23 protein-coding genes are annotated in these 20,438 nt (G+C 73.3%); 14 read left to right on the top strand and 9 right to left on the bottom strand.

What is annotated here, in order from left to right:
• The first annotated feature begins 21 nt into the window (after positions 1 to 21).
• On the top strand, positions 22 to 1,122 hold the full coding sequence (locus OHA72_RS51465; protein ID WP_327003420.1) for an AAA family ATPase: 1,101 nt from the start codon (positions 22 to 24) through the stop codon (positions 1,120 to 1,122).
• The gene (locus OHA72_RS51460) at positions 1,119 to 2,318 is read left to right on the top strand and encodes a cytochrome P450 (RefSeq protein ID WP_327003419.1); all 1,200 of its coding nucleotides are present in this window, start codon (positions 1,119 to 1,121) and stop codon (positions 2,316 to 2,318) included. The genes OHA72_RS51465 and OHA72_RS51460 overlap by 4 nt, the downstream gene beginning before the upstream one ends.
• Here OHA72_RS51460 and OHA72_RS51455 read toward each other — a convergent pair.
• Positions 2,300 to 2,725 (bottom strand): hypothetical protein, encoded by a 426-nt coding sequence (locus tag OHA72_RS51455; RefSeq protein WP_327003418.1) that lies wholly within the window; start codon positions 2,723 to 2,725, stop codon positions 2,300 to 2,302. The two genes, OHA72_RS51460 and OHA72_RS51455, sit on opposite strands and share 19 nt — an antisense overlap.
• Positions 2,726 to 2,815: 90 nt before the next feature.
• Between OHA72_RS51455 and OHA72_RS51450 the strand changes: the two genes are divergently transcribed.
• On the top strand, positions 2,816 to 2,980 hold the full coding sequence (locus OHA72_RS51450) for a hypothetical protein (protein WP_327003417.1): 165 nt from the start codon (positions 2,816 to 2,818) through the stop codon (positions 2,978 to 2,980).
• Here the strand turns inward: OHA72_RS51450 and OHA72_RS51445 are convergent.
• Both OHA72_RS51445 and OHA72_RS51440 read right to left on the bottom strand, forming a co-directional pair.
• Entirely contained in the window at positions 2,967 to 3,866 is a 900-nt protein-coding gene (locus OHA72_RS51445; RefSeq protein ID WP_327003416.1) for a pentapeptide repeat-containing protein, read from the bottom strand. The two genes, OHA72_RS51450 and OHA72_RS51445, sit on opposite strands and share 14 nt — an antisense overlap.
• Before the next feature lie 118 nt (positions 3,867 to 3,984).
• Positions 3,985 to 4,569 carry a TetR/AcrR family transcriptional regulator gene (locus OHA72_RS51440; RefSeq protein WP_327003415.1) on the bottom strand — a complete coding sequence of 195 codons (585 nt, stop codon included), beginning with the start codon at positions 4,567 to 4,569 and terminating at the stop codon, positions 3,985 to 3,987.
• A gap of 109 nt (positions 4,570 to 4,678) precedes the next feature.
• Here OHA72_RS51440 and mddA point away from each other — a divergent pair, with 109 nt between their 5' ends.
• The 6 genes from mddA (at position 4,679) to OHA72_RS51410 (ending at position 12,495) form a co-directional block, all read left to right on the top strand.
• On the top strand, positions 4,679 to 5,410 hold the full coding sequence (gene mddA / locus OHA72_RS51435; RefSeq protein WP_327003414.1) for a methanethiol S-methyltransferase: 732 nt from the start codon (positions 4,679 to 4,681) through the stop codon (positions 5,408 to 5,410).
• 16 nt (positions 5,411 to 5,426) lie between these two features.
• On the top strand, positions 5,427 to 7,580 hold the full coding sequence (locus tag OHA72_RS51430) for an alpha/beta fold hydrolase (protein WP_327003413.1): 2,154 nt from the start codon (positions 5,427 to 5,429) through the stop codon (positions 7,578 to 7,580).
• A 25-nt stretch (positions 7,581 to 7,605) separates the two neighbouring features.
• Positions 7,606 to 8,139: a hypothetical protein gene (locus tag OHA72_RS51425; protein ID WP_327003412.1), complete on the top strand. Its 534-nt coding sequence runs from the start codon at positions 7,606 to 7,608 to the stop codon at positions 8,137 to 8,139.
• 75 nt (positions 8,140 to 8,214) lie between these two features.
• Positions 8,215 to 8,553: an Imm51 family immunity protein gene (locus OHA72_RS51420; RefSeq protein ID WP_327003411.1), complete on the top strand. Its 339-nt coding sequence runs from the start codon at positions 8,215 to 8,217 to the stop codon at positions 8,551 to 8,553.
• 898 nt (positions 8,554 to 9,451) lie between these two features.
• Positions 9,452 to 11,794: a penicillin acylase family protein gene (locus tag OHA72_RS51415; RefSeq protein ID WP_327003410.1), complete on the top strand. Its 2,343-nt coding sequence runs from the start codon at positions 9,452 to 9,454 to the stop codon at positions 11,792 to 11,794.
• A gap of 230 nt (positions 11,795 to 12,024) precedes the next feature.
• Positions 12,025 to 12,495, top strand: coding sequence for a putative DNA-mimic protein (locus OHA72_RS51410; protein WP_327003409.1), 471 nt, complete (start codon positions 12,025 to 12,027; stop codon positions 12,493 to 12,495).
• 10 nt (positions 12,496 to 12,505) lie between these two features.
• Here OHA72_RS51410 and OHA72_RS51405 read toward each other — a convergent pair whose 3' ends face one another.
• The gene (locus OHA72_RS51405) at positions 12,506 to 13,336 is read right to left on the bottom strand and encodes a helix-turn-helix transcriptional regulator (RefSeq protein WP_327003408.1); all 831 of its coding nucleotides are present in this window, start codon (positions 13,334 to 13,336) and stop codon (positions 12,506 to 12,508) included.
• Between the two features lie 136 nt (positions 13,337 to 13,472).
• On the opposite strand from OHA72_RS51405, the gene OHA72_RS51400 reads away from it, so the two are divergent.
• Complete coding sequence (locus OHA72_RS51400; protein WP_327003407.1) at positions 13,473 to 14,189, top strand: SDR family oxidoreductase; 717 nt, start codon at positions 13,473 to 13,475, stop codon at positions 14,187 to 14,189.
• A 60-nt stretch (positions 14,190 to 14,249) separates the two neighbouring features.
• Positions 14,250 to 14,990 carry a hypothetical protein gene (locus OHA72_RS51395; protein ID WP_327003406.1) on the top strand — a complete coding sequence of 247 codons (741 nt, stop codon included), beginning with the start codon at positions 14,250 to 14,252 and terminating at the stop codon, positions 14,988 to 14,990.
• On the opposite strand, the gene OHA72_RS51390 is transcribed toward OHA72_RS51395, so the two are convergent.
• Positions 14,980 to 15,876, bottom strand: coding sequence for a TIGR03620 family F420-dependent LLM class oxidoreductase (locus OHA72_RS51390; RefSeq protein ID WP_327003405.1), 897 nt, complete (start codon positions 15,874 to 15,876; stop codon positions 14,980 to 14,982). The genes OHA72_RS51395 and OHA72_RS51390 overlap by 11 nt on opposite strands.
• Before the next feature lie 129 nt (positions 15,877 to 16,005).
• On the opposite strand from OHA72_RS51390, the gene OHA72_RS51385 reads away from it, so the two are divergent.
• The gene (locus tag OHA72_RS51385) at positions 16,006 to 16,509 is read left to right on the top strand and encodes a universal stress protein (protein WP_327003404.1); all 504 of its coding nucleotides are present in this window, start codon (positions 16,006 to 16,008) and stop codon (positions 16,507 to 16,509) included.
• 3 nt (positions 16,510 to 16,512) lie between these two features.
• Here the strand turns inward: OHA72_RS51385 and OHA72_RS51380 are convergent, their stop codons facing one another.
• Entirely contained in the window at positions 16,513 to 16,656 is a 144-nt protein-coding gene (locus tag OHA72_RS51380; RefSeq protein ID WP_327003403.1) for a suppressor of fused domain protein, read from the bottom strand.
• Positions 16,657 to 16,722: 66 nt separating this feature from the next.
• Here OHA72_RS51380 and OHA72_RS51375 point away from each other — a divergent pair, with 66 nt between their 5' ends.
• Entirely contained in the window at positions 16,723 to 17,085 is a 363-nt protein-coding gene (locus OHA72_RS51375; RefSeq protein WP_327003402.1) for a DUF2203 domain-containing protein, read from the top strand.
• Between the two features lie 8 nt (positions 17,086 to 17,093).
• Here the strand turns inward: OHA72_RS51375 and OHA72_RS51370 are convergent, their stop codons facing one another.
• The 3 genes from OHA72_RS51370 to OHA72_RS51360 are packed head-to-tail and all read right to left on the bottom strand — an operon-like array spanning position 17,094 to position 19,364.
• A complete protein-coding gene (locus tag OHA72_RS51370; RefSeq protein WP_327003401.1) occupies positions 17,094 to 17,738 on the bottom strand; it encodes a nitroreductase family protein in 645 nt (214 codons plus the stop codon).
• 46 nt (positions 17,739 to 17,784) lie between these two features.
• Positions 17,785 to 18,861 carry an NADH:flavin oxidoreductase/NADH oxidase gene (locus tag OHA72_RS51365; RefSeq protein ID WP_327003400.1) on the bottom strand — a complete coding sequence of 359 codons (1,077 nt, stop codon included), beginning with the start codon at positions 18,859 to 18,861 and terminating at the stop codon, positions 17,785 to 17,787.
• Between the two features lie 59 nt (positions 18,862 to 18,920).
• The gene (locus OHA72_RS51360) at positions 18,921 to 19,364 is read right to left on the bottom strand and encodes an Lrp/AsnC family transcriptional regulator (protein ID WP_327003399.1); all 444 of its coding nucleotides are present in this window, start codon (positions 19,362 to 19,364) and stop codon (positions 18,921 to 18,923) included.
• 93 nt (positions 19,365 to 19,457) lie between these two features.
• On the opposite strand from OHA72_RS51360, the gene OHA72_RS51355 reads away from it, so the two are divergent.
• A complete protein-coding gene (locus OHA72_RS51355; RefSeq protein ID WP_327003398.1) occupies positions 19,458 to 20,381 on the top strand; it encodes a PhzF family phenazine biosynthesis protein in 924 nt (307 codons plus the stop codon).
• The last annotated feature ends 57 nt before the right edge of the window (positions 20,382 to 20,438 follow it).

Genomic DNA, 20,438 nt, shown 5'->3' with positions numbered 1-20,438 from the left:
CTCCCTCAGTATTCTTCGGCGGTGACCATCATCGTGCCCCCGCCGCCGATCGCGTGGTACGGGTCGAGCTTCGCGTACTACGACGACGAGCCGCGCACCGACGAGGAGCGCGACGCCGCCGCGGTCTGGGCCCGGGCCGGCAGGCTCGCCGGGTTCTCGCCGAAGCAGTTCGAGCCGCGGCCCGGCGGCGGCGACAGCAGCGGCGTGGTCCTCGGCCGGTTCCTGCCCGTCCACGATGGACACCGCTACCTGATCGAGTACGCCCGTGCGTTCGCGGCGCGGGTGCACGTCTTCGTCCGCGTCGGCGCGGCCGACCCGGTGCCGTTCCCGGTGCGCCGCGACTGGCTCACCGAGCTGTTCCCGGACGTGACCGTGGTGCCGGTCGAGGACCTGCCCGGCGTCCCAACCCGCGACGAGAGCGTGCGGCACTGGACGGCGCAGATCCGCGCGCACGCCGACCCCGGCTACCTGTTCGCCGGCGAGGACCACGGCGGGCCGCTCGCCCATCTGCTGGGCGCGCAGTTCGTGCCCGTCGACCGGCACGCCGTCCGCGTCTCCGGCACGAAGATCCGCGCCGACCCGTGGGCGTGGGAACGGTACCTGCCGCCGCCGGTGCGCGCCTGGTACGTGCGGCGGGTCTGCCTGATCGGCCCCGAGGCGACCGGCAAGACGCTGCTGTCGAGCCGCCTCGCCGAGCACTACGGCACGGTCCGCGTGCCCGAGCACGCCGGCACGCTGCCGGTGCTGCGGGCCGCCGACGTGTCCAGGGTCGCGCACGCGCAGCAGACCGCCGAGGACCTCCTGGCCCGGCGCGCCACCCGGGTCATGTTCTGCGACACCGACCTGCTGTCCGTCCGGCTGTGGAGCGAGCGGCTGTACGAGGCGGCGCCGGACTGGCTGCGCGCCGCGAGCGAGTCACCGACCGCCGAGCTGTACCTGCTGACCGAGCCGGACCAGCCGTTCAGCGGCGCCCCGGCCGAGCGGGCCACCTTCCACGCCCGCTGCGTGGCGGAGCTGACCCGGCTCGGCCGCCCGTTCGTGCCGATCCGCGGCGACTACCACCAGCGGCTGGCCACCGCCGTCGAAGCGGTCGACGCGTTGCTGGCGCAGCCGGGACGATGAGCGGCGGCGACCCGTTCGGGCCCGGGTACGCGGCCGACCCGTACCCCGCGTTCGCCCGGCTCCGCGCGACCACGCCCGTGTCCTGGAGCGAGCGGCTGCGGCGCTTCGTGCTGACCCGGTACGAGGACGTCGCGGCCGTGCTGCACGACCCCGGCACGTTCTCCTCCGCCGTCGTGCCGCAGGTGCCGCCCCGCGACCGGGACGCCCTCGCCGGGTTCACCGACTGGTCCGCGCGGTGGCTGTTCTTCCTCGACCCGCCGGAGCACACCACCCGGCGGGCGCCGCTGACCCGGGCGCTGTCCGCGCGTGCCGTCGCCGGCCCGGCCGAGCGCTGCGCGGCCGTGGCCCGCGCACTGGTCGCCGGCCTGCCCGCGACCGGGTTCGACGTCGTGGCCGACGTCGCGCATCCGCTGGCGGCGCGGGTGATCGCGGACCTGCTGTGCGAGCCGGGGGAGCAGACCGACGCGTTCCTGGCCCGCGCCCGGACCCTTGAGCACGCGGCGGCCAACGCCCGCGACCCGGCCGCCCGCCGCGCCGGCCTCGCCGCCATGGCCGCCGCGACCGACGCACTGCGGTCCGCGCCGCCGGTCATGGCGTCGCCACCGGTACCGGCGGCGCTGCACGCGGCGTGGGGAGCCGACCGGGACGCGGTCGGGGCGCACAGCCTGATGCTGCTGTTCGCGGGGGTGGAGACCACTCAGAACCTGATCGCCAACGCGGTCCACGCGCTGCTGCGGCGCCCCGAGCTGTGGGCCGCGCTGCGCCGGGACCGCGCGCTGCTGGCGGAGGCGGTGCAGGAGCTCGCCCGCTACGACCCGCCGGTCCTCGGCGTGCTGCGCCGCGCCGCGCGCGACGTCACCGTGGCCGGTACCCGGATCCCGGCGGGCGCCGAGCTCGTCGCGATGGTCGGCGCCGCGAACCGTGACCCGGCCCGCTTCCCCGACCCGGACACCGTCGACGTCCGCCGAGCGCCCAACCCGCACCTGTCCTTCGGGCTGGGACCGCATTACTGCCCGGGCGCCGCGCTGACCCGGCTCACCACGCACGCGGCCCTGGACGCGCTGCTGTCGTCGTTCCCGGCGCTGACCCTGCGGGACACCACCCTGTCGTGGCGCGACCACGACCCGACCGTCCACGGCCCGGCGTCCCTGCCGGTGCTCTGCCGGCCGGGTGCCGTTCAGTCGAGTTCGAGGTAGAGGAACGTGCCCACGCCGCCGCCCGCGGCGATCAGGAACAGGCCGAGCAGGAGCATGCCGACCGCCTGGCCGGTGCGGTGCGGTGCCAGGGCGAGCCAGCCCGGCAGCAGGGGGCCGCGGGTGCGCACGACGTCGCCGGGCTCCCCGGCGAACCCGGTCAGCTCGACCGCGTGCCGCCGCCCGCCGCCGTCGAGGTAGTAGCCCTCGCCGACGCGCACGGTGGTGACGATCGGCATGCCGCTGCCGTCGGTCGTCGGGATCTCATCGGTGCGGACGCTGTCCACGTAGACGGTGCGCTGCGGGCCGAACCCGGCCAGGAACGCGCCCGCGTTGCACGCCGTCAGCAGCCCGAACACGCCCAGTGCGGCCAGGAACAGGAGGATCCCCCACGACCGGCCGTTTCCCATTGCCGCAACGGTATCGTGCTTCACGAATGTTTCACAGGGTCCGCCCGGCACCTGCCACGACGGCGGTGCCGGGCCGAATACCGTCGGTCCATGGGCGCAGTAGATCGGTGGTCGTCGTTCCTTCCGCCGCCGCCCCCGCGCGGCGGGCCGCAGCGCCCGATGCTCATCGTCGGGCTCGCGGTCGTCGCGCTGGTGTGCGTGGCCGCGGTGCTGCTCGTTGCGATCGTGGCGCGGGCCGCCCCTAGCGGATGGTGACGCCGATCCGGGGCCGGTGCGGGTCGCTCGGGCCGAACCGTGCCGGCCGGTAGCCGCGCACGGCACCGGACAGGTAGACGAACAGCGCGCCGACGAGCAGCGGGTAGAGGACCGTGATGTACATCAACGGCAGCAGTTGCAGGCCGACGACGAGCCAGGCCATCACGTTGACGACGGCGTAGACGGCGAGCCGGGCCAGGCCGCGGTGCAGGCTCCGCCCGCCGGGGGTCTTGCCGCGGGCCACGTCGATGAGGGACTTCACCAGCAGGGCCACGCCGATCAGGACGGCGAGCAGCGGCAGCTGGAACGTGCCCGGGTTGAGCACGTCGACCTTGGCGTCGGACGCGTCGGCCTGGATGGCCACGGCGAAGACGGTACGAGCGCCGCGCAGGTCCGCCTTGACGAGGTCGGTCTGGGTCAGCGACGCGCCGGTGAAGTCCGCGCCCCGCAGGTCCGAGCCGGTCAGCTCGGCCTGGCCGAGGTCGGCGTCGGCGAACGACGCGTCGCGGGCGTCGACCGTGTCGAGGTCGGCCTGGGTGAGGTCGGCGCCGTCGAAGTGGGCGCCGCGCAGGTTGGCGCCGGTGAAGGTGGCCTGGACGAGGTCGGTGTTGCGGAACGAGGCGCCGTGCGCGTCGACGCCGGACAGGTCGGCCTGGCCGAGGTCGAGGCCGTCCAGGACGGCGTCGTGCAGGTCGGCGCAGGTGAGGTCGGGCAGGCCCTCGACGGTGGTGATGTGCTGGCCGGCGAGCTGCGCCCGGGTGGCCGGGCATTCCGGCCCGCGGGTCGGCGGCTCGGCGCCGGCGGGGGCGGCGCCGGCCAGGGTCAGTGCGGCGATGGTCAGGAGGACACCCATGGCGTGGGTGAGGCGGGAGGTCGGCACGGCCACAGCATCGACGGTCCCGGTGCCGGATCGCCGCGCTCCGTCAGGATCTCGACACGGTCGCCCGGATCACGTGACGGCTCGCGGACACCACGGCGGCGCGTGCGCGCCGGTGCCCGTGCGCTCAGCGCTCCTCGAAGTGGCGGATCAGGTCGCCGACGCTGCGCAGCCAGGCGCGGACCCGCGGGCTCCAGTCGTCGTCGTGCTCACCGCCGAGCAGGATGACGGCCTCACCGCCGAGGAAGGACAGGCCGATGAGGCCGGCGACGTCGGACGGGCGCATCGGGCCGAGCGAGCCGAAGCGCTCCTCCGCCTCGGTGGCGACCTGGACGAGGACGAAGAACCACGCCTGGAGCATCGAGGACACCCGGGCGGCGACCTGCGGGTCGGACCAGCCCGCCGCGATCATCTCCTGCAGCACCCGCACGTAGCCGGAGGCGAGGTCGTCGTCGAGGAAGTCGCACGCCTGCTCGTAGCGCTTCCACAGGGGCGTCCCGGCACCGTACATGCGGACCTGGCGCTCGACGAGCTGCTGATTCTCGTGGTCGAGCAGCGCGAGGATGACGCCCTGCTTCCCGCCGAAGTGGTAGTGGATCTGGCTCAGCGGCACGCCCGCCCGCTCGGCGACGCGGCGGGTGGACAGCGCGGCATAGCCGTCGGTGAGCAGACACGTCCTCGCGGCTTCGATGATGCGGCCGGCGGTGTTCACCCGTCGTCCCCCTTCTGCCGGTTGCCCGACACTGGCTTGTCGGCCGATCGACCGAATGTTAGCGTGCGAACTGTCGGTCGGTCGACCGAACAAGGGAGGTGTTTCGCACATGATCCGCAAGGCACTGGTCCTCGTGTACGGCGCGACGGCCTATCTGGGCTTCCTCGCGACCCTGCTGTACACGATCGGATTCCTCGCCGGTGTCGTCGTGCCCAAGGGCGTCGACGACGGCACGACCGGCCCGGCGTGGCGGGCGCTGCTCGTCGACGCCGCGCTGCTGACCCTGTTCGCGGTGCAGCACAGCGTCATGGCCCGGCCCTGGTTCAAGCGGTGGTGGACCCGGATCGTCCCGACCGCCATCGAGCGCAGCACCTATGTCCTCGCTTCGACCGCCGTGCTGGTCCTGCTGCTGTGGCTGTGGCAGCCGCTGCCCGCCACGGTGTGGACGGTCGGCCCGGCGTGGGCCCGTGGCATCCTCTGGGGCCTCTACGCACTGGGTTGGATCATTCTCGTCTTCAGCACGTTCGCCGTCGGGCACTTCGACCTCTTCGGCCTGCGGCAGATCCTCGACCGGGCCCGCGACCGGCAATACGCCGAGCCTGGATTCCGGGAGCCGTGGGTCTACCGGCTGGTCCGGCATCCGCTGATGGTCGGCTTCCTGATCGCGTTCTGGGCCGCGCCCGACCTCAGCGTCGGCCGGTTGGTGTTCGCCGTCGCCGGGACCGGCTACATCATGGTGGGTGTCCGGCTCGAGGAGCACGACCTGAAGGCACAACTCGGCGAGCCCTACGAGGACTATCTGCGGCGGGTCCCGCGCTTCGTGCCCCGCCCGGTGCGCTGAGGAAGGGACCGGCGGGATGCGGGCGAGACTGGCGGACGCCGAGGGCTTCATCGAGCACGACGGCGTCAAGATCCATTTCGAGGTGCACGGGGATGGCGGCCCCACGATCCTGCTGATGCCGACGTGGACGCTCGTGCACAAGCGGATCTGGAAGATGCAGCTGCCGTATCTCGCCCGGCACTTCCGCGTCGTCACGTACGACGGCCCCGGCAACGGGCGCTCCGACCGGCCGCTGACACCACCGGCCTACGGGCAGGCGGCCCAGGTCGCCTATGCCCTCGCCGTGCTCGACGCCACCGGCACCGGCAGGGCCGTCGTCGTGGCCCTGTCCCGCGCCGTCAACTGGGCCCTCGAGCTCGCCGCCGAGCACCCCGGGCGGGTCCACGGCATGGTCGCGATCGGCGCCTCGATCGCGCTCACCGCGCCCGGCCAGGCCCGCGCCGCCTCCGGCGGGCTGGACGACCCGCCCGCCCTCGACCTGCCACCGTCCGCGGTGCCGAGACTCGGCACCGATCCGGCGAGCCACTGGCGCAAGTACAACCGCCGCTACTGGCATGAGCACCACGACGACTTCGCCTGGTTCTTCATGGGTCAGTGCTTCGGCGAGCCGCACTCGACGAAGGCGGTCGAGGACGGCGTCGGCTGGGCCTTGGAGACCACCGGCGCGGTGCTGGACGTGGAGAGCCAGGCGGACCGCCCGGACCGCGACACGCTCGAGTCCTGGTGTGCCCGGCTGACCAGCCCGCTGCTGGTCCTGCACGGCAGCGCCGACCAGGTCGTCCCGCTCGCCCGCAGCGAGGCGCTCGCCGAGCTCACCGGCGGCGACCTGGTCGTCCTGGAGGGCGGCGGGCACATCCCGATCGCTCGCGACCCCGTCCAGGTCAACCTGCTCGTGCGCGACTTCGCCGACCGGTTCCGCCCGCCCGCGCCGACCCGCACGGTGTGGAGCCGCTGGCAGTCGCGGCCGCAGCGGGTGCTCTACCTGTCCTCGCCGATCGGCCTCGGCCACGCCCGGCGTGACCTCGCCATCGCCGCGAAGCTGCGCGAGCTGCGCCCCGGCGTCCAGCTCGACTGGCTCACCCAGGACCCCGTCACCCGCATGCTCGCCGACGCCGGCGAGCGGGTCCACCCCGCGAGCCGGTTCCTGGTCAACGAGTCCGCGCACGTGGAAAGCGAGTCCGGCGAGCACGACCTGCACTGCTTCGAGGCGCTGCGGCGCATGGACGAGATCCTCGTCGCCAACTTCATGGTCTTCCACGACCTGCTCGCTGCTGAGCGCTACGACCTCGTCGTCGGCGACGAAGCCTGGGACGTCGACCACTTCCTGCACGAGAATCCGGAGCTGAAGCGGTCGGCGTATGCCTGGCTGACTGACTTCGTCGGCTTCCTGCCGATGCCGTCCGGTGGCGAGCGGGAGGCCCTGGTCGCCGCCGACTACAACGCGGAGATGATCGGCCACATCGCCCGCTATCCACGGCTGCGCGACCGCTCCATCTTCGTCGGCGACATCGGCGACGTCGTCGACGAACGGTTCGGCCCGGACCTGCCGTACATCCAGGACTGGACCTCGGCGCACTACGACTTCGTCGGCTACGTCACCGGCGCCGAACAGCCCGCACCGGACGAGGGTTCGCGCGCCGCGATGCGCGCCGCGCTCGGGTATCGCGCCGACGAGCGCGTCTGCGTGGTCACCGTCGGCGGGTCTGGCGTCGGCGGGCACCTGCTCAGGCTCGTCGCCGCGGCGTTCCCGGAGGCGGCCAGGCGGGTCCCCGGGCTGCGGATGATCCTGGTCGCCGGTCCGCGCATCGACCCGGCGTCGGTGCCGGCCCCGCCGGGTCTGGAGGTCCTGCCATACGTGCCGTCCCTGGACCGGCATCTTGCGGCCTGCGACCTCGCCGTGGTCCAGGGCGGCCTGACGACCTGCATGGAGCTGACCGCGGCGGGCCGTCCGTTCATCTACGTGCCGCTGCGCAACCACTTCGAGCAGCAGTTCCACGTCACCCACCGGCTCCGCCGCCACGGCGCGGGCCGGCGGATGGACTACGACACCCTGACCCCCGACGCCCTCGCCGCCGCGATCGCGGAGGAGATCGACCGCCCGGTCACCTACCTGCCGGTGCCCGGCGACGGTGCCGCCCGCGCCGCCGCCCTGCTCGCCGAACTCTTCTGACCGTTGCCTTTGGAAGGGGCCAGCTGTGCGTCGAAAGCGCTGGATCGTCGCGCCGTTGACGGCCGTCATGCTGCTGCTGGGACTGACCGTCGGGGTCCGTCCGGTCGCCGCCGCCTCCTCCTCGGCTTACGGACAAGCCTGCTCCTTCGATTCCGTCACCTACAACGCCTGCCTGACCCTTGAGCCCAGCTGGCAGCTGTTCTCCACCAGGGCGACCGTGGGCATCGACCTGCGGATGACCGAGTCGGAGGCGATGGCCGCCGTGTCCCGGGGCAGCAGCTTCGGGGTCTCGTTCCACGCCACCGGGGGCGGTCGCCACTTCATCACGGTCCTGGGTATGCGAAACGGCTGGCCGCAGGCCCAACCCACAGGCCTCAGCGCCGAGTTCGGCTTCAACTCGTTGTCGAACGACTGGCTCAACCGGGTCAACGGCGACAACGCCTTCCAGGCCGAGATCGTGTTCTTCGAGGTTCGCGCCAACGGCACCACCGCCACGCACACCTACAAGACCGGCATCCTGCACGGGTCCCTCCCCGTCTGCAACTGGTTCTGCTCGTAGTCCGTCCGGCCGGCCGCCCGGTCCCCGAGGCCGGGCGGCTTGCTGTTTCGGGGCGGGGGCTGTCAAGATCCGACCATGAGCGCACTGAAACTGGTCGAGACGTCGCCGGGCAGGTTTTCGCTGCTGCTCAACGCCGGGACCACCGACGTCGACAGGGTCATCGAAGGCCTTGGGCACGACCCCGGCGGCTACTTCTGGGCGGGCGTCGCGCGGCTGCTGGTCAGCACCGAGGCACCGGCGCTCGAAGGCCGGTTCTCCTACGACCCGGAGGCCGGCATGTTCTGCGCGTACGGGACGGACCGCGGCGCGCTGGAGTCGCTGGCGAAGCTGCTGAACGTCGTCGCCACCGACGCCGATCAGGCCCGCAAGGTGGTCGAGCTGGCCAAGGCCAAGGGCGTCGACCTCGACGACTGACCTCCGCGGCGACCGTGCACTGAGCGCCGACCGCGGCCGGCCGCGCAGCGCGGTCCTCGCCGCGGTCAGGGCGACGTTTCGCAGCGCCCGACACCGACGATCCTGAACGTGACGCCGCCCGGATCCGACGGCTCAACCCCGCCGGGACCTGACGGCTCGACCCCGCCCGGATCCGACGGCTCAACCCCGCCGCGTACGCCGACCGGTTCGCCCGCTGGGTCGGCGCTGCCCCCCACTGAGACGGCGATCTTCACCCCGGCCGCGTGATCGAAGTCGCCCCGCGGCCGTCGGGGCGACCAGCACGCGCCGTTGATCACTGCAATGCAGCGCGCGACGGTGCCCCGTAGAGCGTCCTTGCCCGTGGTCGCGCGTTCGGGCACCGGCCGAGCGCCGGCCGCAGGTCCATTCCGCCCGTGATCGGTGTTTCCCCCTCGTCGGGTGTCGCATCGGCCGACGGCCGCCATCGGACGATTTTGCGACCGTGATCGAAGGACGGCGGTGGTCGTCCCAGCGGCCAGGGGTGTCCTTCGATCAAGTGCGGCGGGGAAGGCATTGCGAACCGGGGGCGGGCGGCGGGGAAATGGCTGAACGGTCGATCGGACGTGGCTTTTGATCACCATTCAAGATCGACTATGAATAATGGTCAATTTGCTGTAGTCCAAAGGTCACCGAGTGCAATATGGTGATCTCACGGGTTGCGCCACCACCGCTGCGCTCCTGGCGGGCGCCCCTGCGGCCGTCACCTGCGCCAATTGCCGAATTGGTCACCGAAACGCCTTTCTTGCACATGGTGAATGCGACCAGGGTTCAACGGATTCGAACCGCCATCAGTCCGCTGCGTCACTTCGGAGGAACCGTGCCTCGCGCCCGTCGGATCGTCACACTGTTATCGGCAGCCGTGCTGCTGACCCCTGCGGTCGTCGGCGTCGCCGCCGGCGCGGCGCACGGCGAGGCCGTCGCCTCCGGCGGCTACACCGCCGTGATCAGGCGCACCAGCTATGGGGTGCCGCACGTGCTGGCCACCAGCGTCGGCAACGCCGCCTTCGGGCAGGCGTGGGCCTACGCCGAGGACCGGTTCTGCGACCTCGCCGACCAGATCGTCAAGGTCCGCAGCGAGCGGTCGCGGTGGTTCGGCCCGGGACCCGACGGCGTCAACCTGGCGACCGACTTCGCCTACCAGTCGCTCGGCCTGGTCGACCGCGCCCGCGACCAGCTCACGCGGCTGCAGCCCGAGGAGCGCGACGTCCTCAACGGCTACGTGCGCGGTTACAACGCGTTCCTCGCGGCCACCGGCGCGGCCAGGGTGCCCGGCTGGTGCGCCGGGCAGCCGTGGATCGCGCCGATCACCGCCGTCGACGTGCTGGCGTACCAGCGCAACATCGCGATCCTGGCCAGCGGTGACGCGCTGCTCGGCCCGATCGCCACGGCCGCACCGCCGTCGAGCCTGGACGGCGCGCTGCCGGTCGGGGCGGCCGTCACCACCGAAGGACTGCAGGGCCTGCAGGAGCAGCGGGCACTGTCCAGCAACGGCTGGGCGCTCGGCGCGGACAAGTCGCAGACCGGGCGGGGCATGCTGGTGGGCAACCCGCACTTCCCGTGGGAGGGCGAGCTGCGCTTCTGGGAGTCGCAGCTGACCGTGCCCGGCAACCTCAACGTCTACGGCGCCAGCCTCGGCGGGCTGCCCGGCGTGCAGATCGGGTTCAGCGACAAGGTCGCGTGGACGCACACCATCGCGGAGGGTTCACGGTTCACGTTCTACTCCGTCGACCTGGTCCCCGGCTCGCCGACCACCTACTACATCGACGGCCGCCCCGAGGCGATGACGTCCAAGCAGGTGACGATCCGGGTCGGCCAGCAGAACGTCACCCGCACCATGTGGTTCACCCGCTACGGCCCGGTCCTGGACCTGTCCGCCATCGACCCGGCGTTCGGGTGGAGCACCACGACGGCGTACACGTACCGCGACGCCAACATCGACAACGACCGGCTCCTGCGGGTGTGGCTCAACATGGCCCGCGCCACCGACGTCGCCGGCCTGCGCGCCTCGATCGGCCGCGACCAGGGCATCCCGTGGGTCAACACGATCGCCACCGACTCGGCCGGCAACGCCTGGTACACGGACTCGTCGCCGACGCCGAACCTGTCCGCCGCCTCGATCGCCGAGTGGGCGGCCCATCCGCTCGGCGCGCTCGACGGCAGCAACAGCGCCAACGCGTGGGTCGTGCAGCCCGGCGCGCGCTCGCCCGGCCTGATCCCCTTCGCCCAGCAGCCGCAGCTGCAGCGCCGCGACTACGTGTTCAACGCCAACGACAGCCACTGGGTGCCCAACCAGAACCAGTTCCTGACAGGGTTCTCGCCGTTGCAGGGTGGCGAGGGTACGCCGCTGTCGGCGCGCTCCCGGCAGAACCTGCGACTGATCAACGGCACCGGCCGGTTCGACCTGACCGGCCTGGGCACCGCGATCCTCTCCGGTGACTCGCTGACCGCCGCCGAACTCGCCGGCTACGTGGTCACGTCCTGCCGCGCGCAGGGCACCCGCCCGGTGTACGTCGGCGGCACCCCGGTCGACATCAGCGCCGGCTGCACCGCCCTCGCCGGCTGGGACCGGCTGTTCGAACTGCCGAGCCGCGGCGCGGTGCTGTGGCGCGAGACGATCGGCGCGGTCCTCGCCGAGCACCCGGACGCGCTCACCGTCGCCGGGCCGCTGTTCGGTGTGCCGTTCGACCCGGCCAACCCGGGCCGCACCCCGCGGGGTGCACCCACCAACCCGGCGCCGCTGCTCACCGGCCTGGCCAGCGCGATGCTGCGGATGCGGGCCGTGAGACTGCCGCTGAACGTGCAGCTGCAGTCGGTGCAGTACACGGTGAAGGCGGGCCAGCGCATCCCGGTGCCCGGCTCGACGGAGAACGTCGGCATCGCCAACATGGCGCAGTACGAACCGTTCCCGGGCTCGTCCCGCGAACCGTTCATGAACCCCGGCACGTTCGTGGAGGGCAGCGACCTGACCGACCGCGGCTACGTCGTGAACTACGGCACCAGCTTCCTGCTGACGCTCGCGTACACGTCGTCGGGGCCGTCGGCGCGGTGCATCCTGACGTTCAGCCAGTCGGGTGACCCGGCCTCACCGCACTACGCCGACCAGACGCTGCTGTACAAGAACAAGCAGCTGCGTGACTGCCGCTACTCGGAGTCGTCGATCGCGTCCGACCCGAAGCTGTCCGTCAAGACGGTCTGGGGGTGAGCCAGCAGATCGTGGACGGCCTGCGGTGGCAGGGCGGGGTTGCTGGCGAGCTCCGTACGCACGCGGGGGTCGGGATGGGCGACGAGCCCGGCCAGGATCACGGGCGGCGGCGACGGGTTGCCGGCCACGCAGACCGCCGCTGACGGGACCCGCAGGCACGCCTGCAGCGTGGCAGGAGACGCCGTCTCCTGCCACGCGACGCCTTCGACCGCGCCGGGCGGGCTGTCCGGGTGGGTGGCGATGGCGTGCAGCAGGCCCGGCCGTTCCCACGAATGTCCGGCCAGCGCCCTGCGGACCAGCGGATCCGGTCAGGAGGCGAGCAGCTCGAGCCACGCACCGGGGACCGTGCCGCCGTCGACGACGAGGCCTCGATGCTGGACTCGCACCTGTTGTGCCACTCCGACTGCGAGGGCTACTACGTGCCGGTCGCGTTCGACGAGCCGCTGTTCCTGCCGCCGGACGCGGGCGTGGCCGGCGGCGGGATGGTCGGCTCCAGCCAGGGACTGCTCGACGAGCTGCGCGGCTGTGCACCGGCGCTCGGCATCGCCCTCGACGGCGGCGAGCTCACCGACGACGAGGCGCGGCGGGTCGGTGACCTGCCGGAGACAGACCCGTTCATGATCGAGGCGTCGGTGTGGCTGACCCTGCACGAGGCGTGCCGGGCCAGCATCGCCGGCGGCCACGCCATCGTCTTCCGGTAGGCGGGAAGCCTCAGAACTGCTGGGTGCCGACCACGGACAGCAGTCGCAGACCCTCCTGCGACCGGGTGCCGGGGACCGCGGTGTACAGGATGAGCCGCTGGTCGCGTTCGGTGATGTGCAGGGACTGGCAGTCCAGCTCGAGCTCGCCGACCACCGGATGCGGGATCCGTTTCGTGGACGTGGACCGGGGCGGGTCGACCGGATAGTCGACCCAGCGCTGGACGAACCCCGGACCCGTCGCGCGCAGCCGCGCGACGAGCGCGGCGACACCCGGGTCGTCGGGATACCTGGCGGCGGCCCGGCGCAGGTCGGCGAGGCAGTGCCGGGCGTATTCGTCGACCTGCGGGTCGTCGAAGTCGGTGTACGGGCTGGTGAACAGCTGCCAGATCAGGTTGCGGTCGGCCACGGGCCACACGGTGGGGTCGATGAGCAGCGCCGTGGCCATCCGGTTCCACGCGAGCAGGTTGTAGACGGCGTCGATGACGAACGCCGGGGTGTCGTCGAGCCGGTCGATGAGGTGCAGGATGCCGGCGGGCACGTCCCGCGGCGGGCCCGCCGGCGCTTCGTCGCGGGCGCCGGCGAGCTGGAACAGGTGCTCGCGTTCGCTGTCGGTCAGCCGCATCGACCGGGCCAGTGCCGTCAGCACCTGCCGCGACGGCCGCGGGCCCCGGGCCTGCTCGAGGCGGGTGTAGTAGTCGACGGAGATCCCGGCGAGCTGTGCCACCTCCTCGCGCCGCAGCCCGGGCGTCCGGCGGCGCGGGCCCGCGACGACACCGACGTCGGCGGGCCGGACGCGGTCGCGCCGTGCGCGGAGGAAGTCGGCGAGCTGACGGCGGTCCACCCGCACATCGTGCCCGCCGCCGGCCCGCGCATCCGGGACCCGCCGGTCCCTGGATGCCGCCGGTCCCTGGATGCGGCCGGTCCGGGGATGCGGCCGTGCTCTTCCGGCGGCGGCGCCCCTGCCGCACGGTCGCTGCATGGACGACACGACGATCGCGCTGGTGACCGGCGCGAACAAGGGCATCGGCCTCGAGGTGGCCCGGCTCCTCGCCCGGGCCGGGGTGACGGTGCTGCTGGGCGCCCGCGACGCCGGCCGTGGCGGTGCCGCCGTCGCGACGCTGCGCGCGGAGGATCTCGAAGCGGTGCCGCTGCCGCTGGACGTGACCGACCCGGCGTCGGTCGCCGCGGCCGCGGCGCGGATCGGCGCCGAGCACGGGCGGCTCGACATCCTTGTCAACAACGCCGGGGTCCTCGTCGGCTGGGGCAGGCCGTCGGACCTGTCCGTGCAGGACGTGCGGCAGGCGTACGAGACGAACGTGTTCGGCGTGGTGGCGGTGACCAACGCGATGCTGCCGCTGCTGCGGCGCAGCAACGCCGGGCGGATCGTGAACGTGTCCAGCTCGATGGGTTCGCTGACCCGCCTGGCGGCACCGGACGGCGGGATCCCGATGATGGCGTACAGCTCGTCGAAGGCCGCGCTCAACGGGCTGACCGTCGCCTACGCCGCCGACCTCAGGGACACCACGATCAAGGTGAACTCGGCCGACCCCGGCTACTGCGCGACGGACCTGAACCGGCACACCGGCCCCCGCACCGCCGCGCAGGGCGCCGCCATCGTGGCGCGCCTGGCGCTGCTGGACGCCGCCGGCCCGACCGGCCAGTTCCACGACGACGACGGCCAGGTGCCCTGGTAGGCGGCCGCCGCTGCGGGAAACTGCCGTCCGTTCCCGCCGCGAATCGGGCAGCATGGCGGCGTGAGACGCAGATGGTGGCAGCGGACCCGGCAGGAACCGCCCGTGGCGCAGGCGGTCGCCGACGTCCCCGGCGGCGGCGCGGAGGCCTGCGACCGGCTGCTCACCCTGCTCGCCGAGCTCGACGCGGCCGGTGACGAGGAGCGCGGCCGGGCGGCGGTCCAGCTGCTCGCGACGGCGCCCGAAGCCGTTGTCGCGGTCGACCACCATGCGAAACGCTCCCACGTCTCCGCGATCTACCTGCAGATCATGGCGGAGAGGACCGGCCCGATCCCCGTGGCCCTCTCCGTGCGCGCCGTCGCCCGGCTCGGTGGTGCCGGCCCGGACCGGTTCGCCGCGCTGCTGCGGGATCCGGCGGCGGCCGTGGTACGGGATGCCGCCACCGCCCTGCGCCCGTTCACGGGACGGCTGCCGGACCGCCTCCCGTGGGACCTGCTCACCGACGGGCGGCCCGAGGTTCGCCGAGCCGGGTACCGCCTCCTCAACGGCGGCCCGCCGCTGGTGCGGCTGCGGGCCGCGCTGACGCTGGCCATCGACCCCGTCCCGGACCTCGCCCGGCGGGGCCACGCCGACGCCACCTACCTCGCCCGCGCGGCCACCGACGCGTGGGCGCGGCGCCGCCTCGACGGCGAGCTGACCCCGACCGCCGCCGAACGCGCCGACCTGGATCTGCTCGCCGCCCGCGCCGCCGAGCGGCTGGGGGAGCGGACCAGCGGCCTGCTCCGCGAGTGGCTCAGCCGCTGACCAGCGGCGCGAGGGTCTCCAGCTGCCGCACCGCGCCGTCGATGTCCGCCGCCAGGGGCTGGATGAGGACATGGTCGGCGCCGGCGGCGTGGTGCTCGTGGATGCGGGCGGCGACCGTGGACTCGTCACCCCAGGCGACGATCGCGTCGACGAGCCGGTCGCTGCCGGTACCGGCGAGGTCGTCATCGCTGAAACCGAGCCGCTCGAGGTTGTTCACGTAGTTCGGCAGCCCCAGGTAGAACGCGGTGTGCTGGCGGGCGGTCGCCCGGGCCGTCTCCGGGTCGGTGTCCACGACGACCGCCTGCTCGGGAATGAGCAGCCGGTCCGGGCCGAGGTCCTCGCGGGCCAGTGCCGTGTGCTCCGGCGGGACGAAGTACGTGTGGGCGCCGTCGGTGCGGTCCCGGGCCAGCCGCAGCATCCGCGGGCGCAGCGCGGCGAGCACCACCGGCACGTCCGGGGCGGTGTCAGGCATCGCCGCCGGCGTCTTGTCCATGTCGTCGAGGTAGTCGCGCATCCGCTCCAGCGGCCGGTCGTACGTCATGCCGGTCCGGTCGATGGCCGCGGCGTGACTGACGCCCAGCCCGAGCACGAACCGGCCCGGCCAGGCGTCGCCGAGCGCGCCGGCGGCGGCCTTCGCGGTCGCCGGGTGCCTGGCCCAGATGTTGGCGATGCCGGCGCCGGCGACGAGCCGGGAGGTGGCGCTCAGCCATGCCGCCTCCTGCGCGAAGACGTCGTTGCGGCCGACGACCTCACCCTCCCACAGCGAGCCGTACCCGAGTTCCTCGACGCGGCGTGCGACGGTCCGCTGGATCTGTGCGGGTTCGCGTTGCAGCGCACCCAGCCACACACCCACCGGCCCCATGGCGACGCGGTCCGCAACGGTCATGGCAACCTCCCGAACACGATGCGCGAAGTGACGTCGCCGCAGCACTACCACCCGCGCGCCGGGGTAAACCGCCGCCGACCACCCGCGGCTCATCCGGTCCGCGGCGGATCCGTCGGTACGGTGGGGAAGATGACGACTGCCGCACCGGTCATCTTCGGGTTCGACGGTTCAGCCGCCGCGCAGCGGGCGGTGCGCGACGCGGCGCCGCTGCTCGGGCACCAACCGGCGCTCGTCGTCACGGTCTGGGAGGCAGGGCGGAGCTTCGACGCCGCGACCCTGCCGATGATCGGCCTGGAGGAGCCGCCGACCGTGCTGGACCTGCGCAGCGCGATCGACGCCGAGACGGAGCTGTACGAGGCCGCGAAACGCACCGCGCGGCACGGCGCGCGCCTGGCCAGGGCCGCCGGGTTCGCCGACGCCACCGGCCTCGCCGTCGCCGACACCCTGGCCGTCGCCGACACGCTGATGCGCGTCGCCCGGGAGCGGGACAGCCCCGGCATCGTGGTCGGCGCGCACGGCCACCGCAAGCTCAGCGAGCTGCTGCTGGGCAGCACCTCCGACACGCTGGTGCACAAGGCCGACCGCCCGGTGGTCGTGGTCCGCGCCCACAGCAACGACCCGGCGCCCGCCTGAGGCTCAGGCGAACGAGGGCCGGGACGGGTCCAGCAGCTCGTTGACGCCGCCCCGGTCGAGGACGTCGATGAGCGCGTCCGTGCCCCGCCGCACCTTCACCGCCATCTCGTCCGCGTGCAGCGGCACCAGCGCCAGCAGGTCGATCACGGTGCCGTCGCCGACGCACGCACCCTAAGTCATCGCCCGGCGGGGCGGGGTGCCACGCTGACCCGCATGGGTCTGTACACACTGACTGAGGCGCGGGCCGAGCTCGCCCGGCTGCGGCCGCTGCTCGACGAGCTGATCGCCGTCCGGGCGGACACCGCCGAACTGGCGGCCGCGCTCGCCCCGGGCGGCGACCCGACCGCGCTCGGCGGGCTGCCCGAGTACAAGGCCAGCTCCGCCCGGCTCGACGAGCTGGTCACCGAGGTGCAGGAGACCGGGATTCACCTCAAGGGCCTGGCCCCGCTGCTGCTGGACTTCCCCGCCGAGCTCGACGGCGTCCCGGTGCTGCTGTGCTGGCTGGAGGGCGACCAGGACATCGCCTGGTATCACCGCGCCGACCTCGGCTTCGCCGGCCGCCGCCCCCTACGCTGACGGGCCGGTCACCAGCGGTCGAGGTGCAGGACGGCGTCGAGGGGTTCGCGGGGCGCGGGCCTGAACGTCTCGCCGGTGTAGAAGGCGGTCGGGATCAGGACGCCCTGGCGGATGTCGTCCGGCAGGCCGAGCAGCTCGGCGACCTCCGCCTCGTGGTCGAGGTGCAGCGTGGTCCACGCCGTGCCCAGGCGGCGGGCGCGGGCGGCGAGCATGTAGCTCCACGCGGCCGGCAGCAGCGAGCCCCACACGTCGGCCTGGCTGTCGGCGGACAGCTTCGCCACGCGGCGGCAGGCGATGACCAGGACCGGGACGTCGCCCATGCGCTCGCCGAGCCAGGCGGCGCTCTCACCGACCCGCACCTGCGTGGCCTGCCGGGCCGGGTCGCCGGCGTACCGATCCGGGTTCGGCCCGCCGGCGTCCGCGTACGCCCGGAACGCGCGCCGGTACACCTCGCCGATCGCGGTGCGCTGCGCCGGGTCCGTGACCACGATCCAGTGCCAGCTCTGCGCGTTGGACCCCGAGGGGGCCTGCAGCGCGATCTCCAGGCACTCCCGGATCAGCTCCATCGGCACCGGCCGGGACAGGTCGAGGCGCTTGCGGACCGAGCGGGTCGTGGTCAGCAGCTCGTCGGGCGACAGCGGAAGCGTCGACATGCACACCCATTCAGGTAAGGGGCAGAACGGCTGGTTGATCCTGACGTCACGCGGGCGTGACCACCCGGCGTCCTGCCCGGTACTGCGGCGGCCAAACAATGTCGTCGCCGAGTTCGAACGCGGCGCGCTGCGGCCAGGTCGGCTCGCGCAGCAGCGCCCGGCCGAGCAGGACCACGTCGGCCGACTCCTCCAGCAGGATCTTCTCCGCCTGCTCGGGCTCGGTGATGAGGCCGACGGCGGCGACGGGCAGGCCGCTGCGCTCGCGGACCGCCCGGGCGAACGGCACCTGGTAGCCGGGGGACGCGGTGATCTGCTGGGCGGCGCTGTTGCCGCCACTGGACACGTCGACCAGGTCGACGCCGTGCGTGGCGAGGGCGGCGGCCACGTCGGCCACCTCGTCGACGGTGAGACCGCCGTCGACCCAGTCGGTGGCGCTGACCCGCACGGCGAGCACGACCCGGTCGGGGACGGCGGCGCGGACGGTGTCGACGACGTCCAGCAGCAGCCGGGAACGGCCCCGCAGGTCGCCGCCGTACGCGTCGGTGCGCAGGTTCGACAGCGGCGACAGGAACTCGTGGATGAGGTACCCGTGCGCGGCGTGGACCTCGACGACGTCGTAGCCGGCGGTGACGGCCCGGCGGGCGGCGGCACCCCAGTCCTGCACGAGCGTCCAGAGCTCGTCGGTGGACAGGGCGGCGGGAGTCGCGTACCCGTCGAACGGCACGGCCGACGGCGCGACGGTCGGCCAGCCGCCCTCGGACAGCGGCACGCTGCCCTTGCCGCGCCACGGCGCGAACGTCGACGCCTTGCGCCCGGCGTGCGCCAGCTGGATGGCGGGCACCGCGCCCTGGCCGCGGACGAACGCGGTGATCCGGGCGTAGTCGGCGGCCTGCCCGTCGGACCAGATGCCGGCGTCCTGCGGCGAGATGCGGCCGTCGGGGCGCACCGCCGTCGCCTCCGCGATGACCGCCCCGGCGCCGCCGCGGGCGATGCCGCCGAGGTGCACCAGGTGCCAGTCGGTGGGGTGCCCGTCCACGGACGAGTACTGGCACATCGGTGCGGCCCAGACGCGGTTGGGGAAGGTGACGCCACGCAGGGTCAGCGGCTCGAAGAGTCGGCTCATGCCGCCACCAACATCCGCGCCCGCCATTGCCCTTCCGCGCTATGACATACGCAACATCGTCAGGACGGCACGGCGCGGTCGACCAGGACCTCGTAGACCAGGTCGGTGGTGATGGAGCCGACCCGGGCCAGGTCCGAGGTGATGCGGGCCAGATCCGGCATGTCGGCGGCGAGGACCTCCACGACGTAGCACGCCTCGCCGGTCACCCGCACGCACCGCACGATCTGCGGCTCGCGGGCCAGGACCTCGGCGACCTTGTCGTACAGCGCGCCGTGGACCTTCATCCGCACCACCGCCCGCAGCGGCAGGCCGCACGCGACCGGGTCGACGCGGGCGGCGTAGCCGGTGATCACGCCGCGCTCCTCCAGGCTGCGCAGCCGGGCCCGCGTGGCGGACACGCCGAGGTGGATCGCGGCGGCGAGCGTGGTCAGCGACGCGCGGGCGTCCTGCTGCACCGCGGCGAGCAGCTGCCGGTCCACGTCGTCGAGCGTGGGTGCGGTCATCGCGGCAGGCTACCGCAGTTTTTGCGGCGGACCGGCCGCGATACCGCACGAACGGACTACACCACGGTCGCCGCCGGTCGTAGCGTCGTGGTTGTGTATAGAACCGATATCCAGTTCGTCTACGTCGACGTGTTCGCCTCCACGCCGCTCACCGGGGCGCCGCTCACCCTCGTCACCGACGGGGACGGCATCACCGACGAGCAGATGCGCGCCGTCGCCCGCGAGTTCAACCAGTCCGAGACGACGTTCGTGCAGCGGGCGACCACGGCCGCCGCGACCCGGCGGCTGCGCTCGTTCACCCCGACGGGCCAGGAGGTGTACGGCGCCGGGCACAACGCGCTCGGCGCCTGGCTGTGGCTCGCCTCCTCCGGCGAACTCAGGCTGGACGGCGACGAGACCACGTTCACGCAGCACATCGGCGAGGAGATCCTGCCGGTCCACGTGCGCCGCGTGGACGGCCGCGACATCGTCGTGGCGATGGAGCAGGCGCCGCCGGTGTTCGGCGCCGTGGTCACCGACCGGCCCGGGCTCGCCGCCGCGCTCGGCCTGCGCGAGGACGACCTGGTCGCCGACCGGCCGGCGCAGGTGGTGGACACCGGCGCCGGGCACCTGCACGTGGCGGTCCGCGACCGCGCCGCCGTCGACCGCGCCGCACCGGACGGCGCGCGGCTCACCGCCGCGCTGAAGGCGGTCGGCGGCGAGGGCTGCTATCTGTACACCGGCGACACCGTGGACAGCAGCGCCACGGCCTATGCACGGTTCTTCAACCCGGCGATGGGCATCTGGGAGGACCCGGCGACCGGCACTGCGGCCGGCCCGCTCGGCGCGCTGCTGGTCGCGGCCGGCGTCGTCGAGCCGGCGCCGACGGGTGTGGCGACCGTGGTCGTCGAGCAGGGGCACTCGATGGGCCGTCCGAGCCGGATCACTGTGACGGTGGCCGGATCGCGGGTACAGGTGAGCGGCTCGGGCCTGGTCGTGGCCCGCGGCACGATGACCCTGCCGGAGGTGGCCGCATGACCGGACCGGAGCGAAGCGGAGGGTCCGGGCATCGGTGTTGCAGGCCGTCATGCGGAC

The organism is Dactylosporangium sp. NBC_01737, from assembly GCF_035963215.1.
Taxonomy (GTDB): Bacteria; Actinomycetota; Actinomycetes; order Mycobacteriales; family Micromonosporaceae; genus Dactylosporangium.
The sequence above is the reverse complement of the archived record's forward strand: the minus strand, read 5'-3'. Positions and strand labels throughout refer to the sequence as shown.

Bases quoted from the DNA above. Each gene is read 5' to 3' on its own strand.
- OHA72_RS51455 (WP_327003418.1), bottom strand. From the start codon at position 2,725: ATGGGAAACGGCCGGTCGTGGGGGATCCTCCTGTTCCTGGCCGCACTG.
- OHA72_RS51450 (WP_327003417.1), top strand. From the start codon at position 2,816: ATGGGCGCAGTAGATCGGTGGTCGTCGTTCCTTCCGCCGCCGCCCCCG.
- mddA (WP_327003414.1), top strand. From the start codon at position 4,679: ATGATCCGCAAGGCACTGGTCCTCGTGTACGGCGCGACGGCCTATCTG.
- OHA72_RS51430 (WP_327003413.1), top strand. From the start codon at position 5,427: ATGCGGGCGAGACTGGCGGACGCCGAGGGCTTCATCGAGCACGACGGC.
- OHA72_RS51360 (WP_327003399.1), bottom strand. From the start codon at position 19,364: ATGACCGCACCCACGCTCGACGACGTGGACCGGCAGCTGCTCGCCGCG.
- OHA72_RS51365 (WP_327003400.1), bottom strand. From the start codon at position 18,861: ATGAGCCGACTCTTCGAGCCGCTGACCCTGCGTGGCGTCACCTTCCCC.
- OHA72_RS51400 (WP_327003407.1), top strand. From the start codon at position 13,473: ATGGACGACACGACGATCGCGCTGGTGACCGGCGCGAACAAGGGCATC.
- OHA72_RS51420 (WP_327003411.1), top strand. From the start codon at position 8,215: ATGAGCGCACTGAAACTGGTCGAGACGTCGCCGGGCAGGTTTTCGCTG.
- OHA72_RS51460 (WP_327003419.1), top strand. From the start codon at position 1,119: ATGAGCGGCGGCGACCCGTTCGGGCCCGGGTACGCGGCCGACCCGTAC.
- OHA72_RS51375 (WP_327003402.1), top strand. From the start codon at position 16,723: ATGGGTCTGTACACACTGACTGAGGCGCGGGCCGAGCTCGCCCGGCTG.
- OHA72_RS51390 (WP_327003405.1), bottom strand. From the start codon at position 15,876: ATGACCGTTGCGGACCGCGTCGCCATGGGGCCGGTGGGTGTGTGGCTG.
- OHA72_RS51385 (WP_327003404.1), top strand. From the start codon at position 16,006: ATGACGACTGCCGCACCGGTCATCTTCGGGTTCGACGGTTCAGCCGCC.
- OHA72_RS51370 (WP_327003401.1), bottom strand. From the start codon at position 17,738: ATGTCGACGCTTCCGCTGTCGCCCGACGAGCTGCTGACCACGACCCGC.